The 15,746-nt window shown below is 62.5% G+C and carries 16 protein-coding genes; 8 read left to right on the top strand and 8 right to left on the bottom strand.

Annotated features, from left to right (window positions below):
* Both Q7T64_RS13055 and tsaE read right to left on the bottom strand, forming a co-directional pair.
* Window positions 1-1,232 (bottom strand): N-acetylmuramoyl-L-alanine amidase (locus tag Q7T64_RS13055; protein ID WP_304796336.1); only part of this gene is annotated, 1,232 nt, incomplete at its 3' end.
* The gene (tsaE, locus tag Q7T64_RS13060; protein WP_304796341.1) at window positions 1,199-1,681 is read right to left on the bottom strand and encodes a tRNA (adenosine(37)-N6)-threonylcarbamoyltransferase complex ATPase subunit type 1 TsaE; all 483 of its coding nucleotides are present in this window, start codon (window positions 1,679-1,681) and stop codon (window positions 1,199-1,201) included. The genes Q7T64_RS13055 and tsaE, both read right to left, overlap by 34 nt.
* 36 nt (window positions 1,682-1,717) lie before the next feature.
* Between tsaE and queG the strand changes: the two genes are divergently transcribed.
* Window positions 1,718-2,878, top strand: a complete 1,161-nt coding sequence (gene queG / locus Q7T64_RS13065; RefSeq protein WP_304796346.1) for a tRNA epoxyqueuosine(34) reductase QueG — start codon at window positions 1,718-1,720, stop codon at window positions 2,876-2,878.
* A gap of 31 nt (window positions 2,879-2,909) precedes the next feature.
* Here queG and Q7T64_RS13070 read toward each other — a convergent pair whose 3' ends face one another.
* The 3 genes from Q7T64_RS13070 to Q7T64_RS13080 form a co-directional block, all read right to left on the bottom strand.
* Window positions 2,910-3,806, bottom strand: coding sequence for an AEC family transporter (locus tag Q7T64_RS13070; protein WP_304796351.1), 897 nt, complete (start codon window positions 3,804-3,806; stop codon window positions 2,910-2,912).
* Between the two features lie 152 nt (window positions 3,807-3,958).
* Window positions 3,959-4,546: a response regulator transcription factor gene (locus tag Q7T64_RS13075; protein WP_304796356.1), complete on the bottom strand. Its 588-nt coding sequence runs from the start codon at window positions 4,544-4,546 to the stop codon at window positions 3,959-3,961.
* Between the two features lie 274 nt (window positions 4,547-4,820).
* The gene (locus tag Q7T64_RS13080; protein WP_304796361.1) at window positions 4,821-5,324 is read right to left on the bottom strand and encodes a hypothetical protein; all 504 of its coding nucleotides are present in this window, start codon (window positions 5,322-5,324) and stop codon (window positions 4,821-4,823) included.
* Between the two features lie 208 nt (window positions 5,325-5,532).
* On the opposite strand from Q7T64_RS13080, the gene Q7T64_RS13085 reads away from it, so the two are divergent.
* Window positions 5,533-6,486, top strand: a complete 954-nt coding sequence (locus tag Q7T64_RS13085) for a hypothetical protein (protein WP_304796365.1) — start codon at window positions 5,533-5,535, stop codon at window positions 6,484-6,486.
* Here Q7T64_RS13085 and Q7T64_RS13090 read toward each other — a convergent pair.
* A complete protein-coding gene (locus tag Q7T64_RS13090; RefSeq protein WP_304796369.1) occupies window positions 6,467-8,488 on the bottom strand; it encodes a nitrogen regulation protein NR(II) in 2,022 nt (673 codons plus the stop codon). The two genes, Q7T64_RS13085 and Q7T64_RS13090, sit on opposite strands and share 20 nt — an antisense overlap.
* 203 nt (window positions 8,489-8,691) lie before the next feature.
* On the opposite strand from Q7T64_RS13090, the gene Q7T64_RS13095 reads away from it, so the two are divergent.
* From Q7T64_RS13095 to plsY, 5 genes are all read left to right on the top strand, one after another.
* Window positions 8,692-9,696 (top strand): TRAP transporter substrate-binding protein, encoded by a 1,005-nt coding sequence (locus tag Q7T64_RS13095; protein WP_304796372.1) that lies wholly within the window; start codon window positions 8,692-8,694, stop codon window positions 9,694-9,696.
* 83 nt (window positions 9,697-9,779) lie between these two features.
* Window positions 9,780-10,289, top strand: coding sequence for a methylated-DNA--[protein]-cysteine S-methyltransferase (locus Q7T64_RS13100; protein ID WP_304796375.1), 510 nt, complete (start codon window positions 9,780-9,782; stop codon window positions 10,287-10,289).
* Window positions 10,286-11,191, top strand: coding sequence for a site-specific tyrosine recombinase XerD (xerD, locus tag Q7T64_RS13105; RefSeq protein WP_304796378.1), 906 nt, complete (start codon window positions 10,286-10,288; stop codon window positions 11,189-11,191). Before Q7T64_RS13100 ends, xerD begins: the two co-directional genes overlap by 4 nt.
* Before the next feature lie 129 nt (window positions 11,192-11,320).
* Window positions 11,321-11,806, top strand: a complete 486-nt coding sequence (locus tag Q7T64_RS13110; RefSeq protein ID WP_304796381.1) for an aminoacyl-tRNA deacylase — start codon at window positions 11,321-11,323, stop codon at window positions 11,804-11,806.
* A 54-nt stretch (window positions 11,807-11,860) separates the two neighbouring features.
* The gene (gene plsY, locus Q7T64_RS13115; protein WP_304796394.1) at window positions 11,861-12,478 is read left to right on the top strand and encodes a glycerol-3-phosphate 1-O-acyltransferase PlsY; all 618 of its coding nucleotides are present in this window, start codon (window positions 11,861-11,863) and stop codon (window positions 12,476-12,478) included.
* Between the two features lie 50 nt (window positions 12,479-12,528).
* Here plsY and Q7T64_RS13120 read toward each other — a convergent pair whose 3' ends face one another.
* Entirely contained in the window at window positions 12,529-13,782 is a 1,254-nt protein-coding gene (locus Q7T64_RS13120) for a putative Na+/H+ antiporter (protein WP_304796385.1), read from the bottom strand.
* Between the two features lie 176 nt (window positions 13,783-13,958).
* A complete protein-coding gene (gene tsaD, locus Q7T64_RS13125; protein ID WP_304796388.1) occupies window positions 13,959-14,981 on the bottom strand; it encodes a tRNA (adenosine(37)-N6)-threonylcarbamoyltransferase complex transferase subunit TsaD in 1,023 nt (340 codons plus the stop codon).
* Window positions 14,982-15,480: 499 nt separating this feature from the next.
* On the opposite strand from tsaD, the gene Q7T64_RS13130 reads away from it, so the two are divergent.
* The coding region (locus Q7T64_RS13130) for an ABC transporter substrate-binding protein (RefSeq protein WP_304796391.1) at window positions 15,481-15,746 on the top strand (266 nt) is incomplete at its 3' end.

Consider the following 15,746-nt stretch of genomic DNA (forward strand, 5'->3'; position numbering starts at 1 on the left):
TCCGGGTTGGAGATGAATGCTGTCTCCACCAGGATGCTCGGAATGTCCGGTGCCTTGAGCACCGCGAATCCGGCCTGTTCCACCGTTGGCTTGTGCAGCCGGTTGATGCCGCCGATGGCGCTGAGCACGGCGCGGCCGAGCTTCAGGCTGTCATTGATTTGCGCGGTGGTCGACAAGTCGAGCAGGACGCTGGCCAACTGCCGGTCGTGCTTCTTGAGGTTGGCGCCGCCGATCAGGTCGGCCGCGTTTTCCTTGTTGGCCAGCCAGCGTGCGGCGGCAGAGCTGGCGCCCTTGTCGGACAGTACGAATACCGAGGCACCCCGCGCAGTGGGTTCTACCCAGGCGTCAGCGTGGATCGATACGAACAGATCGGCCCGCACGCGCCGCGCTTTTTGCACACGGACATGCAGCGGGACGAAATAGTCGCCGTCGCGGGTCAGCATGACGCGCATGTTCGGTTGCGCTTCGATGCGCTCCTTTAGCCGTCGTGCAATCGCCAGCACGATATCCTTCTCGCGGCTGCCGCGGCGTCCGACCGCGCCCGGATCTTCGCCGCCATGGCCGGGATCGAGCGCAATCGTGACCATGCGCGAAGTCTGGATGGGATCCTGGCCCGGGGCCGCGGCCGGTTCGCGCGGCGCGGCCTTCGCCAGTGCCGGGTCGGCCGGCCGGCTGGCGCCACTGCCCGGCTTGGGCGCGGTGGCTGGCGCGGCTTGCTGCGCCGGTGGCTCGCTGCTCCAGCCGCCCTTGGCGATCAAGGCTGCGATCGGATCGGGCGGATTGACCGGATACAGGTCGAAAATCAGGCGATGCTTGTAGCCGGCCACGGGCTCCAGCGTGAACACTTGCGGCGCGATTTCTTCTTTCAGGTCGAACACCAGCCGCACCACGCCAGGACGGTTCTGCCCCACGCGCACCTGGCGGATATAAGGGTCGTTGGACGTGATCTTGGCGACCAGGCTTTTGAGTTCCGGATTCAGGTCGAGGCCGTCGATGTCGACCACCATCCGCAGCGGGTCCTTGATGACGAAATGCGAGGTCTTCAGGTGGCGGTCGTTTTCCAGCGTGACGCGGGTGTAATCTTCCGCCGGCCATACGCGTACCGCCAGTATCTGGGCAGCTTGCGCTGCCGGTGGGGCAAACACGGAGAGTAGAAGGGTGGCGCCGGCCTTGAGGACGGTGCGACGGGAACGGGGATTCAGCGAGGAGCGGTGTGCAGACGGTCGAGACATTGAACACCCTGGTCGGACAACGCCTTCAATTCTACCTCACGCCCCGTGCCAGCGACTTGCAGAAAGACATCGATGTCGGCTGGCGGTAACACTGCCTCGCCTTTTTCGGGCCATTCGACCAGGCATATGGTCTGGTGGTTGAAATAATCGCGGAATCCGGCGTCGAGGAACTCTTCCGGGCTCGACATCCGGTACAGGTCAAAGTGGATCACGTCGACCGGCTTGCCGCCGATCTGTACCGTATAGGGTTCAGCCAGCGTGTAGGTTGGACTGCGCACGTGGCCGGCGTGTCCGGCGGCATGCAGCATGGCGCGCACCAGCGCGGTCTTGCCGGCGCCAAGCTCGCCGTGCAGGTAAAACAATAGGCCGGGCGCGAGCACTTTGGCCAAGGCCGCGCCGAGTTCTTGCGTGGCGCTCTCGTCAGGTAAGTGAAACGTCAATTGGCGCATTGCGTAAAATGGTTCTCTGCCCAAGGAAAAAATATCGTGCCTGTCCAGCAAGATCCAGCGCCGTCCCAGCCACAGTCCGCAGCGCAGCCAGCACCGGACTTGCCTGCGCTGGCATTGCGCATCAAGGCCTGGGCGCGCGCGCTCGGCTTTGCCGAATTGCGCATCGCCGACATTGACCTGTCGGCGCGGGAACCGGGCTTTGCCGCCTGGCTCGCCGCTGGCTATCACGGTGAGATGGATTATATGGCAGCGCATGGCAGCAAGCGCACCCGGCCGCAGGAACTGGTGCCGGGAACGCTGCGGGTGCTTGCCGCGCGGATGGACTACCTGCCGGCTGCGGCCGGCGACGACTGGCGTTCGCAAGAGCAAGCCCGCCTGGACCAGCCCGGCGCGGCGGTGGTGTCGGTCTACGCCCGCGGCCGCGATTATCACAAGACCATGCGCCAGCGCCTGCAGCAGCTGGCAAAAAAGATCGAGCACGAAGTGGGTCTTGCAGGCAGCCAGACCGGCTGGCGCGTATTCACCGACTCGGCGCCGGTGCTGGAAGTGGCGCTGGCGGAGAAATCCGGCCTGGGCTGGCGCGGCAAGCACACGCTGTTGCTCAGCCGCGAGGCCGGCTCGATGTTCTTCCTCGGCGAGATATTCACCGACTTGCCCCTGCCGGTCGATGCGCCGGCCAGCAATCATTGCGGCCAGTGCAGCGCCTGCATCGACGTCTGTCCGACCCAGGCCATCCTGGGCCCCTATCTGCTGGATGCGCGCCGTTGCATTTCCTACCTGACGATCGAGCTCAAGGGCAGCATACCGCTGGACTTGCGGCCCTTGATTGGCAACCGGGTATTGGGCTGTGATGATTGCCAGCTTGCTTGTCCGTGGAACAAGTTCGCCGCGCGCGCCGTGTTGTCTGAATTCGACGTGCGCAATGGCCTGGACAGTGCCAGCCTGGTCGAGCTGTTTGGCTGGAGCGAGGACGACTTCAACAGTCGCCTGGAAGGCAGCGCGATCCGCCGCATCGGCCACGAGCGCTGGCTGCGCAATATCGCCGTTGGCCTGGGCAATGCGGCCGGTGGTGCATTGCACGGTGCGCCCGAGATACTGGCGGCGCTGCACGTGCGGCTGGCGCATCCGTCGGCACTGGTGCGTGAGCATGTGGCGTGGGCGCTGGCCCGGCATGCGGCCGACGCCAGCAGCGGCTGAACGACGCGCACGAGATTGCGCGACCGGGACTCTACTGCGTCGCCAGCAACCAGAAAGGCAGTGTGAATGCCGACAACAAGGTGCTGGCCGACACCAGGAACGCCACGAACGGACCATTGCCGCCCATGCGCGTGGCCAGTACATACGCACTGGCTGCGGTGGGAAGCGCGCAAAAGATGACGACGATCTGCAACTGCAGCCCGGTCAGCCCGGCCCACTGTCCCAGCAATAGTCCGATCGCCGGGTAAGCCACATGCTTGAGCAGCAGGAAGTAGGCCGCCATTGCCTTTGCTTCGTGCAGCCCGGTCAGGCGCAAGCCTGCGCCGACCAGCAGCAAGCCCAGTGCGATTGACGCATTGCCTACCCGCGCCAGGGTAATGGCCACCACTTCCGGCAATTGCAGTCCGGCGGCGTTGAACAACACGCCGCTGGCGGTGGCGATCAGCAGCGGATTGCGCGCCAGCTCCTTGAACAGGCCGCCGCCACCGCTGCCGCGCACCAGCGCATGCACCGCCGCCATATTGCAGATGGGGATGGAAAATCCCATGATCAGCGCCATCAGCGAGGTGGCCTGGTCGCCGCCCAGCCGGTAGGCCAGCGCCAGCGCGATATAGCTATTGAAGCGAAAGGCGGTCTGCATGCCGGACTCGAACACCATCGGCCCGCTATTGAACAGGCGCTTGGCCAGCCAGCTCAGCGCAATCGTGCACAGCAAGGCGGCCAGCGCCACTTGCAGCATCTTGCCGGCGCTGACAAAGTCGAGCGGGCTGCGCGAGGTCGAGTAGAACAGCAGGGTCGGGAACAGGACGAAATAGACCAGCTTTTCCAGGCCGGCCCAGAAATGGTCCCCCCACTTTGTATAGCGCACCAGCAGCACGCCAAGCAGGATCATGGCGAAGTCGGGGAACAGGATGGTGACGATGGACATGCGGTGCGATCAGGCTGGCGAAGGCGACATGTTACCCGAAGGGCTGGCCGTACCGATGGCCTGGTATCGGCTGATCAATGCTTGCCGGCCGTTTGCCGGGGGTTTGCATATCTGTCGACGGCCCGCTGGTCGCCAGTCAATGCGGGCCCGCATCACTTCAGCAGGCGCGCCAGCTCCACCGCAGTCTTCACGTTCATCTTGTCGAAAATATGTGCGCGGTGGACCTCCACCGTGCGCATGCTGATGCCCAGCTTGTCGGCAATCACCTTGTTCATGTTGCCTTCCAGGATCAGGTCCAGCACTTCGCGCTCGCGGGCCGACAAGCCCGCCAGTCGTGCCTGCACTTGCGCCGAGATGCTGCCTGCCTGCGAAGCGGCCAGCGCTTGTTGCACGCGATCCATCAGCGCGTTGTCATTGAACGGTTTCTCGAAGAAATCGAATGCGCCGCGCTTGATGCTGTCTACCGCCAGCGGCACGTCGCCATGGCCGGTCAGGAAAATTACCGGTATGCGCCCGACCAGTTCGCGCCCGACCAGCGCATCGAACAAGGCGACGCCGGACATCACTGGCATGCGGATGTCGAGCAGCAGGCAGTCGCCCGCAGGGTCGAAATGCAGCGTCTCCAGCGCCTGCAGGAAGGCCTCTGCACCGGGATAGGCGGTTGCGGGAATGCCACGCGTGCGCGCCAGCCAGGACAGGGCGTCGCGGATTACTTCTTCGTCGTCAACGATGTGGAGCATCTTGTCGCGTGTGTCCCAGGAATTGAATTGGGCCTCATCAGGCAGGAACCGATTGCAGGGCCGGGGTACTGAGCCGGGCCTGGCGAGCTACTCAAGCCAGCAGTTTAACCCCTTCAATCGTCATTCCCCCCAGAAGCTTTCAGGAAGTCACCATGAATAAAACAAAACCAGTTCAAGACTCGAATTTTTCCCCCACCGGATCAAGCACGAGGCAAGCGATCGACCGTAGCGTACAAGCACCCGGCAACAAAACACCCGTTCTCAAGCCACGTGGCTACGCAAAAATTGCAGGGATGCTGAAGTGCTGGTCGGAAATCGAAAAAATGGCAAAGGAAGGCCCCGCAAAGAGCAACAGTGCAGGCGCCATGCCCGTTAAGCCCGCATTGCGCGCCATCGTTCCTCCATTGAAGCTGGCCGCATCCCCATCGGCATCCCCATCGGCTGCCACGGCCGAAGTGCGCAGTGCGCGGGAGCTGGCTGGTTCGCCGCGCTCGCCGTATGCCGCGCCGGTTCGCAAGGACGTCACGCCCTCGTCATCGCCCAGGGGAACGGGCAACGATGCGCCGCCCGGGGACAGCAATTTCTCCTCCAGCTTGCAGTCGCCGGTTGGCGCGCGCGCAGATTCACCTCGCGAACTAAAAGCGACGCCCAGCCCAAGGACGAAGACTGCCGCAGGCTTGTTGCGCAAAGAGGGCAAGATTCGTGACCGTGAATTTGCCGATCTCGAACAGAAAGTGAAAGCCGCGCCTCTGCATGCGTTGTTCACGCCCGCCTGCATGCCCGACGCGTGGTTGGAGCGCTTTTGTGCGGCTGGCGCCGACACATTTGCGCCGGCCGCCGACTTCCTGGCCGGCGGGCTGAAGGCGTCGGCGATGGACCCGGTGGCGATCGCTGGCGCCTGTGCTGGCGCTGCATCCGTATTTTTTGGGTCCATCGACCTGCAGGATGGCGTGACTGCATCTGGCTTGCCAGGCCCGATGCTTGCCATGCTGGGCGAATTGGTGGGAGAGGTCCAGTATCGCCGCCTGCAGGAAAAATCGTCAAGCGACGACATCAGTGTGGTACTCGCCAACCTGATTGCCACGGCACTGACGGCAAAGGTGAACGTCGCGTATCGCGCACAGGCACGCGGCTTCCTGCTCGCCGCGATGGGGCAACCCGGTCAATCAGTCGGGCTTGTTCTGGACAAGACCGCATTGACCTTGAAGGACAGGGGCATGCAGGTACTGGGCGCGCTCTGCAATGCAGCGCGTATCCAGGGCACCAACGTGCGGTTGCGCAACTATTCGTTGCTCGCCGGGCGCGAACAGAAATTCGAGGCTGTGTTTGCCGATGTCTGCCGGCCGTCGAAGGACGGGATGGATGGCAATGGAAACAGTAGTTCGCAAGGTCCGAGCGACCTGCCCCTTGCACTGCTGCGGGAAATGGCGTCGGGTACGACGAAAATTGTCTTCGTGGATGGTGAGACAAACAAGCTGATGCAGCACGAAAATGATTTCAACGTCTGCAACAGCGACCCGCAGAAAAAGATGCTCGCCCATCTCTGCAATCAAAGGCTGATGGTGCGCATGGCAGCGGAAGTCAATCAGATCGGATGCATCAAGGACGCCAGTGGGCAAGTTCTCGTACCCAGCACGCTACCAAGATGCACCTATACCATCAAGCCTGCTCGTGACGGATCGTTCAGCCTATCCTGCCATGCGCTTGCCTATGTGGACAAGGCGAAGGTATTCGGCACGATGGAAGCCAGGCCCCTGGCAATGGTGGGCAGCTTTGAATTGCTGACCACGGTCGTAATTGATGTCAAGGGTATCGCCAAGCTGAAAGAGGTGCGCCTCAATACCAGGAACATCAACCAGGTGGTTGAATGGGATTCACCGCAGGGCAGGCAGGTCATGGCACGTTCCGGCGCTGACAACACTACGCCTGTGAAGTCCTGACCGGCGTCACGCGCTGTACGGCCACAGCCGGTGACGGTATCGAAAACCGGAACACGGTACCGCCACCGGGATTGGCGGCATGCGTGAGCGTGCCGCCATGCGACTCCACCACGGTGCGGCAAATATTGAGCCCCATTCCCATGCCTTCCGCCTTGGTCGAGAAAAACGGCGAGAACAAGCGCTCGGCGACCTCGTCGGGTATGCCGTGGCCGCGGTCGATCACCTGCACTTCGACGGCTGGCGTGTCGGCGGCGCGGTCGCGCCGGATCACTACGCGCAGGCTGCGCCGTTCGGCGGCGACATCCTGCATCGCTTCAATGCCGTTGCGGGTCAGGTTCAGCAAGACTTGCTCCAGCATCACACTGTCGGCCGGCACCAGTGGCAGGTCCGGTTCGGCGTTCACCCTGATCGAGACATACGACTTGCGCGCTTGTAATTCGATCAGCGGCAGCAGGCTTTCCACCAGCCGGCCGAGATCGACTTCCTCGCGCGCCGGCTCACGCTTTTTGACGAATGCGCGCACGCTGCGAATGATGTGTCCGGCGCGCTGCGCCTGCTGGTTGGCCTTGCCGATGGCGTCGCGCAAGGGCGCCGGATCAGGCGGCACACCGTGGTCAAGCAGGTTGAGCGCACCGGTGGTGTAACTCGAAATGGCGGCCAGCGGCTGGTTCAATTCATGCGCCAGCGTCGAGGCGAGCTCGCCCATGCTGGCCAGGCGCGCGCTGGCTTGCAGTTTTTCCTGTTGTTGCCGGGATAGGCTTTCCACGCGGCGCAATTCGGAGATGTCCAGGATCGATCCCATCCATCCGGTCTGCCGTCCGCCGTCCATCAGCGGCGATTCAAATACCAGCACCGGAAAGCGCTCGCCATCGGTGCGCTGGAATACCGTCTCCAGTTGCGGCGTCACATGGCCGGCCAGCACCTGGGTGAATCGGTCCTGGTATTCCCCCAGCGCTTCCGGCGGCCAATACGGCATCGGCGGACGCTTGCCCACCAGCTCGGACGCCGGCAGCCCCACCATCTCGCAGAATGCGGGATTGACATAGGTGATGCGCCCTTCCAGGTCGCGTGCGCGCAATCCAGTCAGCAGCGAATTTTCCATCGCGGTGCGAAACGAAACCTGTTGTCGCAAGGCGCCCTCCGCCGCCAGCCGGCGGTTGATGTCGCGCCATAGCGCAGCCAGGCTCCAGGCCAGCCCGAGTGAGAGCGCAATCACCGAGGCCACCAGCAAGTTGGGCAGCAATCCGGGTACACCTTTGAGGCTGTTGGTGCGCAAGCTGAGGTTCACGCCGGGCAGGTCGAGTGCGCGGGTATGGGTGTACACATTGCGCCCGGGGCCGCCGGCGACGCGCTTGTCCACCACCACGTCGTCGCTGTCGACCAGCGCGATTTCATTGTCCTGGGCGAACCACCACGGCACCAGTTCGTCCAGCAGGTTCAGGGTCGGATAACTGGCCACCAGGCTGCCCGCATAACGGCCGCCGCGAAACAAGGGCTGGTGATAGTCGAGCAGCATCGGCGCGGACAGTCCGGGCTGCGGCGCTGGCGTGCTGTACTCCGCGCGCCGTGATTTGCGGGCGCTTGCGCCCCCCGCCAGCGACTGCGCCGACAAATCGGCGGACGACATGCCGTCGGAGGAAAGCCGGACCTCGCCGTCTTCATCCAGCCATACCAGGCGGCGCAATTCGCGGCTGTTGCGCAGCAATACCTCGACCCGCTCGCGCCACTGCGTGTCGTTCAGGCGGCCGGCAAGCATGTCGTCGGCCAGCAGGCGCACGCTTTCTTCGTTGCGGCTCAACTGGAAGCGGATGGTTTGCTCGACCCACAGCGTGTCGGCGATCAATTGCTCGCGCCGTTCTGTGGCCTCCATTTTCTGCGCCTGCCATGGCAACCAGAGCAGCGTGCCGAAGAACATCAGCAACAGCAGCAATGGCAATAGCCAGCGCCACAAATTGCGGCGGCCGCCCAAGGTGGCGAGGGAGCGCCTGAAGTCAAGTTTCATGAGACGCAGTGTAAGACTGAAGGGCTACGAAAAGTCGCATGCATCAATGTGCGGGAAAACGAAACGCAGCAAACACCGGACCAAATCCGTGGCTGGTGCCGGAGGGCAATTCTGTTGTGCGCCATCCACTGCGGATGTCCACACTTGTTATCAATAAAACAATTAATGACAATGGGCACCCCTCAAAAGCCGTGGAGTTCCAGATGACTCGTTGCAAATTCCTGCTCGCACTGATACTGGCCGCCGCCTCTTCCACCAGCGCCCTCGCGCAGTCGCCCATCGTATTGAAATTCAGTCATGTCGTGGCCAGCGACACCCCGAAAGGCAAGGGTGCTGAACGCTTCAAGGAACTTGCCGAAAAATATACCAAGGGACGGGTCAAGGTCGAACTTTACCCCAACAGCGTGCTGTACAAGGACAAGGAAGAGCTCGAAGCCCTGCAGTTGGGCTCGGTGCAGATGCTGGCGCCTTCGCTGGCCAAGTTCGGCGCGCTGGGCATCAAGGAGTTCGAGCTGTTTGACCTGCCCTATATATTCCCGACCCGCGACGTGCTGTATCGCGTGACCGAAGGCCCGATCGGCAAGAGCCTGTTCAACAAGCTCGAACCCAAGGGGATTGTCGGCCTGGCCTACTGGGACAATGGCTTCAAGGTGATGTCCTCGAACCGGCCGATGCGGGTGCCGGCGGACTTCAATGGCATGCGCATGCGCATCCAGTCATCCAAGGTGCTGGAGGCCCAGATGCGCGCACTCGGCGCCATTCCGCAGGCAATGGCGTTTTCCGAAGTGTTCAGGGCGCTGCAGAACGGCGCGGTGGACGGCACTGAAAATCCGCCGTCCAATCTCTACACGATGAAAATGCATGAGGTCCAGAAGCACGTGACATTGTCGAATCACGGCTACCTGGGCTATGCCGTGATCGCCAACAAGAAGTTCTGGGAAGGCTTGCCGCCGGAAGTGCGCGTCCAGTTGCAACAGGCGATGAAGGATTCGACCAAATATGCCAACGCCATAGCCCAGCAGGAGAACGACCGGGCGCTGGACGCTGTACGCAAGTCCGGCATGACGACGGTGCATGTGCTGACGCCCCAGCAAAAAGCGGAATGGCGGCGTGTGCTGCTGCCGGTGCAAAAGCAAATGGCAGAGCGTATCGGCGGCGATGTAATCAGCGCCGTGAACAAGGAGGCAGCGGCGCTGGGTTCCCGATAAAGGTGTTGCAGGCGCGGTCGCCGCCAGCGATCAGCGGCGCGGTATTCCTGCCGCACCGGCGGCGGTTTTGCTATGCTTGCCGAATGCAAAATCCCAGCCCGGCCCAAGGCGGCCAGATTTTCTCTGCCATCGTCAGTGCGCCCTTCGGTGCGGTCGGTATCCGCACCGAAGGCGACGCCCTGCGCGAACTGGTTTACCTGCCGGCAGGTTTCAATGAAAAATCCCCGGAAAATCCGCTTGCCGAGCGCACCGCTTTGCAATTGCAGTCTTATTTTTCCGATCCCGACTTTCGCTTCACGCTGCCGCTGGCGCCAGCCGGTACCGCTTTCCAGAAGCGGGTGTGGCAAGTCATTGCCGCCATACCGCGCGGGGGCTTGCTGACTTACGCGCAGGTAGCCCGGATGCTGCAGACCGCACCGCGCGCAGTTGGCCAGGCCTGCGGCGCGAACTGGTTTCCGCTGGTGATTCCCTGCCATCGGGTGACGGCATCCGGTGCACTGGGCGGCTTTGCCCATTCGGCCGACCCGGACGGCTTTGCGCTCGGTGTAAAGCGCTGGCTGCTGGCACATGAGGGTGCGGGCATTCCGCAATGACCAGCCTGCCGCAGGCTGGCCAGGCCGAGATCGATGAGTTCTGCGATACCTTGTGGCTGGAAGACGGCCTGTCGAAAAACACGCTGGAAGCCTACCGCCGCGACCTGCGCCTGTTTGCCGAATGGTTGCAGCGGGAACGCGCGGCCGGCTTGCACACCGCCGGCGCTGACGATGTGAACGCCTACCTTGCGGCACGCCACGCGACCAGCAAGGCGACTTCGTCCAATCGCCGGCTGGCCGTATTGCGCCGTTTCTACCAGATGGCCTTGCGCCAGAACCGGATCAGCGCAGATCCCTGCTTGCGCATCCGGGCTGCCAAACAGCCGCCGCGCTTTCCCAAGACACTCAGCGAATCGCAGGTCGAGTCGCTGCTGGGCGCACCCGACACCCACCTGCCGCTGGGACTGCGCGACCGCACCATGCTGGAACTGATGTATGCCAGCGGCCTGCGGGTGTCCGAACTGGTTAATCTGAAATCGGTCGAGCTGGGCATGAACGAGGGCGTGTTGCGCATTACCGGCAAGGGCAACAAGACGCGGCTGGTGCCGTTTGGCGAGGAAGCGCGCAGCTGGATCGATCGCTACATGAAGGATGCGCGCGGCGAGATCCTCGGCCAGCAAGTCGCCGATGCACTGTTCGTGACCGCGCGCGGCGGCGCCATGACACGCCAGATGTTCTGGGTGCTGATCAAGAAATATGCGCTGCTGGCGGGAATCAATGCGCCGTTGTCACCGCACACCCTGCGCCATGCGTTTGCCACCCACTTGCTCAATCACGGGGCCGACTTGCGGGTGGTGCAGTTGCTGCTCGGGCATGCCGATATCTCGACCACCCAGATCTATACCCATGTGGCGCGCGAGCGGCTCAAGAAATTGCATGCGCAACACCATCCGCGCGGATGATCCGGCCTGTGGATGCGGCATAATGCGGGGCGTTGAAAGGCCGGGGCCAGGGCACTTCCAGCGACCGGCAGTGATGCTCACCCACAGTCAACCGATTGACAGAAAACGACAAGCAGCAAACGACAGCGCATGGCAAAGCACATTTCGGAAACACCTGCGACCCAATTCTTGCGCAATAAGGGAATTGCATTCACCGAACATCCGTATCCTTATGAGGAGCACGGTGGCACCAGCGTATCGGCGCGCGAACTCGGGGTCGATGAACACAGCGTGGTCAAGACCCTGGTCATGCAGGACGATGCGGCAAGGCCACTTATCGTGTTGATGCATGGCGATTGCACGGTGTCGACCAAAAACCTGGCGCGCCAGATCGGTGTGAAGTCGGTGGAGCCGTGCAAGCCCGAGGTGGCCACCCGTCATTCCGGCTACCTGCTCGGCGGCACCTCGCCGTTCGGTACGAAGAAGCGCATGCCGGTGTATGTGGAAGCGTCGATCCTGGCGCTGGACAAGATTTACATCAATGGCGGACGCCGCGGTTACCTGGTCGGCATTGATCCTTCAGTGTTGCCACCGCTGCTGTCATCCACCGCGGTGTCGTGCGCATTGCCGGCATAAAAATAACGACGTTCCAGGGAGTGAGCAATGAGTTCGATGAGTGCAATGAATGCGATGAATGTCGTCTGGTTTGTGCTGGTGGCGTACCTGATCGGATCGGTCTCGTTTGCCGTCGTCGTCAGCCGGCTTTGCGGCATCGCCGATCCCCGGACCTATGGCTCGAAAAATCCGGGCGCAACCAATGTGCTTCGCAGCGGTAACAAGGTGGCGGCGGCAGCGACCTTGCTCGGGGATTGCCTGAAGGGCTGGTTTGCCGTGTGGCTGGCGATCCGGTTGGGGCCGCAATTCGGGGTCGAGGAATCCGGCATAGCTGCAGTGTCGCTGGCGGTATTCCTGGGCCACCTGTTCCCGATATTTTTCCGTTTCAAGGGCGGCAAGGGCGTCGCCACCGCACTTGGCGTGCTGCTTGGCATCAATCCCTGGCTGGGGCTGGCGACCATGGTGACCTGGGTCGTGATTGCCTATGCATTCCGCTATTCATCGTTCGCGGCGGTGGTGGCCAGCGTGTTTGCGCCGTTCTACTACGGGCTGCTGTTCGGTACCGACATCCAGCTGCTGGCGGTGGTGATCATGAGTGCATTGCTGCTATATCGCCACCGGCAAAATATCGCCAACCTGGTGGCCGGCAAGGAAAGCAGGATCGGTGGCAAGAAAGTCGGCGGCAAGAAGTAAGACCGTTCGCTCGCAAGGCATCCGCGCGGTGCAGTCCACTCGCGCCGACACTACAGCAGAAACAGGAACGCCGCCGCCACCACGGTCGGTAGCAGTGCGCCAAGCAGCAGGCCGCCCAGGCCAATCGATTCATCATTGAAGCCGCTCCTGAGCAAGGCGACGCCGGCCGGGTTGGGGGCATTGGCGATGACAGTCAAGCCACCGCCCGCCACAGCACCCGCGACCAGCATGTACTTCGCCTGGTCGGACATGCCCTCGATCAGCGACCCCAGGTAAGTCAGCGCGGCATTGTCGGTAATTGCCGTCAATCCCAGCGCGCCGAAAAACAGCGCTGCCGGTTCCAGTCCGGAGATGATCGGCTGCAGCCACCATTGCTGTAATCCGCCCAGGACCACCAGTCCGGCCAGGAAAAATCCAACCAGCAATCCTTCCTTCAGTATCAACGGACTCTGGAAGTCCTCGTAGGCTTTGGTGAAGCCCAGGAAGAACAGGAACACGCCAATGAACACCACCGGGTGGTGCGCAAACACCACCACCCCTGCCAGGAATATCAAGTGAATCGCACTGACCACCAGCGGCACCGGCGCGGCGTCGTCAGCGGCGGCGGTTTGGTCATTGCGCTCCATGTGGCGCGCCAGCAGTACGGTAATGACACTGGCATTGATGACGACAGCAATAGCCGACTTCCAGCCAAAGTTGGCCGCCATGAATGCCGTGTCCCAGTTCCAGGTTGCGGCCACCATCAGGACCGGCGGCGCCGCAAAGGAAGTCAGGGTGCCGCCAATTGAAATATTGACGAACAGGACGCCCAATGCACCGTACTTGAGCCACTCGGGCGCGCGCTGGCGAAACACCAGTGGCGCCAGCATCAGGGCGGCCAGTGTCATGGCGGCCGGCTCAGTGATGAACGAGCCGATCAGCGGCACCAGTGCGAAACAGAGCCAAATCTGCGCAACGGCAGTATCAACGGGAGCCAGCTTCGCCAGCATGCCCACCAGTTTCCGCACCGAATCCAATACCGGCCTGGAAGCGGCCACAACCATCACGACGAACACGAACAGGGGTTCGGTGTATTGCCGCGACTCCATGTACTCGATGGCGTCGGCGCCGCCGTCGATCAGGGCCATGGCCGAGATCAGCACGAAGGCCCAGAAGCCGAACACGACTTCGACTTCGCCCAGCAGATGGAACAGCCCGGCGTGCTTCGGATGCCGGTCAGCCAGGCGCCCGAATGATTTGGTCAGGAACGTGTGCAGTAAGGCAATGGCGAAAATGACGGTGGCGACGATCTGTATGGTGTCCATGCTTTACCGGTTGATTTTCCGTGACAGGGTAGAAGCGTGCGCTTGATGTAGACGCTGCAGCGATAAACCGATTGCCATTCTGGCGGGCATTTGCGCGCAGGACAAGCCAAGGCCATTCAAGTCTTGCGGTGGCCAGAAGAGTGGCCGGCATCGATGCTGGCCACCGGCGCCATACGTCAGCGCAATTCGTCCAGCGGCCAGCGCGGCCGCACCGTAAAGCCATATTCGCGCCGCGCCGCATCCGGATGGCGCTGCAGTCGCATGGCGGCCGCAAAAGCGATCATCGCGCCATTGTCGGTGCAAAACTCAAGCTCGGGGTAGTAGACCTTGAAGCGCCGTTTGGCGCCAGCCGCGTCGAGCGCTTCGCGCAGTTGCCGGTTGGCGCCGACACCGCCGGCGATGACCAGGCGCTGCAGTCCGGTCTGCTTCATCGCGGTGACCGACTTGGCCACCAGCACGGCGACGATGGCATCGACAAACGCGCGCGCAACGTTTGCACGGTCCTGCTCGCAGATATTGGTGATCCGGTTTTTTACCAAAGTCAGCACGGCGGTCTTTAGGCCCGAGAAGCTGAAATTGAGGTCGCCAGAATGCAGCATCGGCCGCGGCAGTGTGTAGACGCCGGGATCGCCGAACTCTGCCAGCCGCGAGATGGCCGGGCCGCCGGGGTAGCCCAGGCCGAGCAGCTTGGCTGACTTGTCGAATGCTTCGCCTGCCGCATCGTCGACGGTCTCGCCCAACAGCGTGTACTGACCGACGCCATCGACCCGCATCAATTGCGTATGGCCGCCCGATACCAGCAGCGCGACGAACGGAAATTTCGGCGGCGCAGCCGACAGCAGCGGCGATAGCAAGTGGCCTTCCAGGTGATGAATGCCCAGTACCGGCTTGTCGAGCGCCATGCCCAGCCCGCAGGCCACTGCCGCGCCGACCAGCAGCGCGCCCGCCAGCCCGGGGCCTTCGGTGTAGCCGATGGCGTCGATGCTGTCCAGGGATACATCGCTTTGACGCAGCACCTGCTCCAGCAACGGCAGCGCACGACGCACATGGTCGCGCGACGCCAGTTCCGGCACCACGCCGCCATAGGCCTCATGCATCGCCACCTGGGAATGCAGCGCATGACCAAGCAGCCCGCGTTCGCTGTCATACAGCGCAATGCCGGTCTCGTCACAGGAGGATTCGACGCCGAGGACTCTCATTGAACGGGGGAAGGGTAGGGGAGTGGGGCCAGCTGCTTGCAAAGCGACATTGTAAAGGAAGCGCGCCGTGCTCACGCGATCCGGTCGATCCGCCGTCCGCCTGTTGCGCCACGATGAAGCAGTCCGATGCGAACATCAAGTGCAATGCGCGCAGCGCCTGTTGGTGAAACGCCATCACGGCGCGAAGGCATGCCGATCCGGCTCTCGCTCCATAACAGTGCGTACGCACGATGAATGCCCCTGCATGTCGCGAGCAGACCCGGTGCGTGCCCCGCCAGCTTGCACGCGCAGCCATGCAGCACGCGTAATGCTCTCCGGCGGCTGGCATACCAATTGCAATTAGAAAGAATACGCCGACGTTGGCGTATTGACCACGCCTTCGTGGCCAATGCAGGCGCGAACCGCAGACGGCGACGTGCATGCCACAAGCGGCATTGCCTGCCAGCGTCGGCCCGGATGATTTTCTTTTTACGGCAGCACGCCAAACAGGATGAGAAAAATGACAGTCAAGGACAGCAAGCCAAGCTCCACTCGCCGCAGCCTGATCAAGGCCGGCGCTTCCGTGACTGCAGCCGCATTCGGCGGCCTGGCTACCCGGGGGGTGTGGGCCGCCGGTTCGGACAAGCCCGAAAAGACCGAGGTCAAGGTCGGATTCATTCCCTTGACTGATTGCGCCTCCGTGGTGATGGCGTCGGTGCTGGGCTTCGACAAGAAATACGGCATCAAGATCATTCCGACCAAGGAGGCTTCCTGGCCCGGCGTGCG

Origin of the sequence: Lacisediminimonas sp. (genome assembly GCF_030645335.1) — a bacterium.
Lineage (GTDB): Bacteria > Pseudomonadota > Gammaproteobacteria > Burkholderiales > Burkholderiaceae_D > Lacisediminimonas.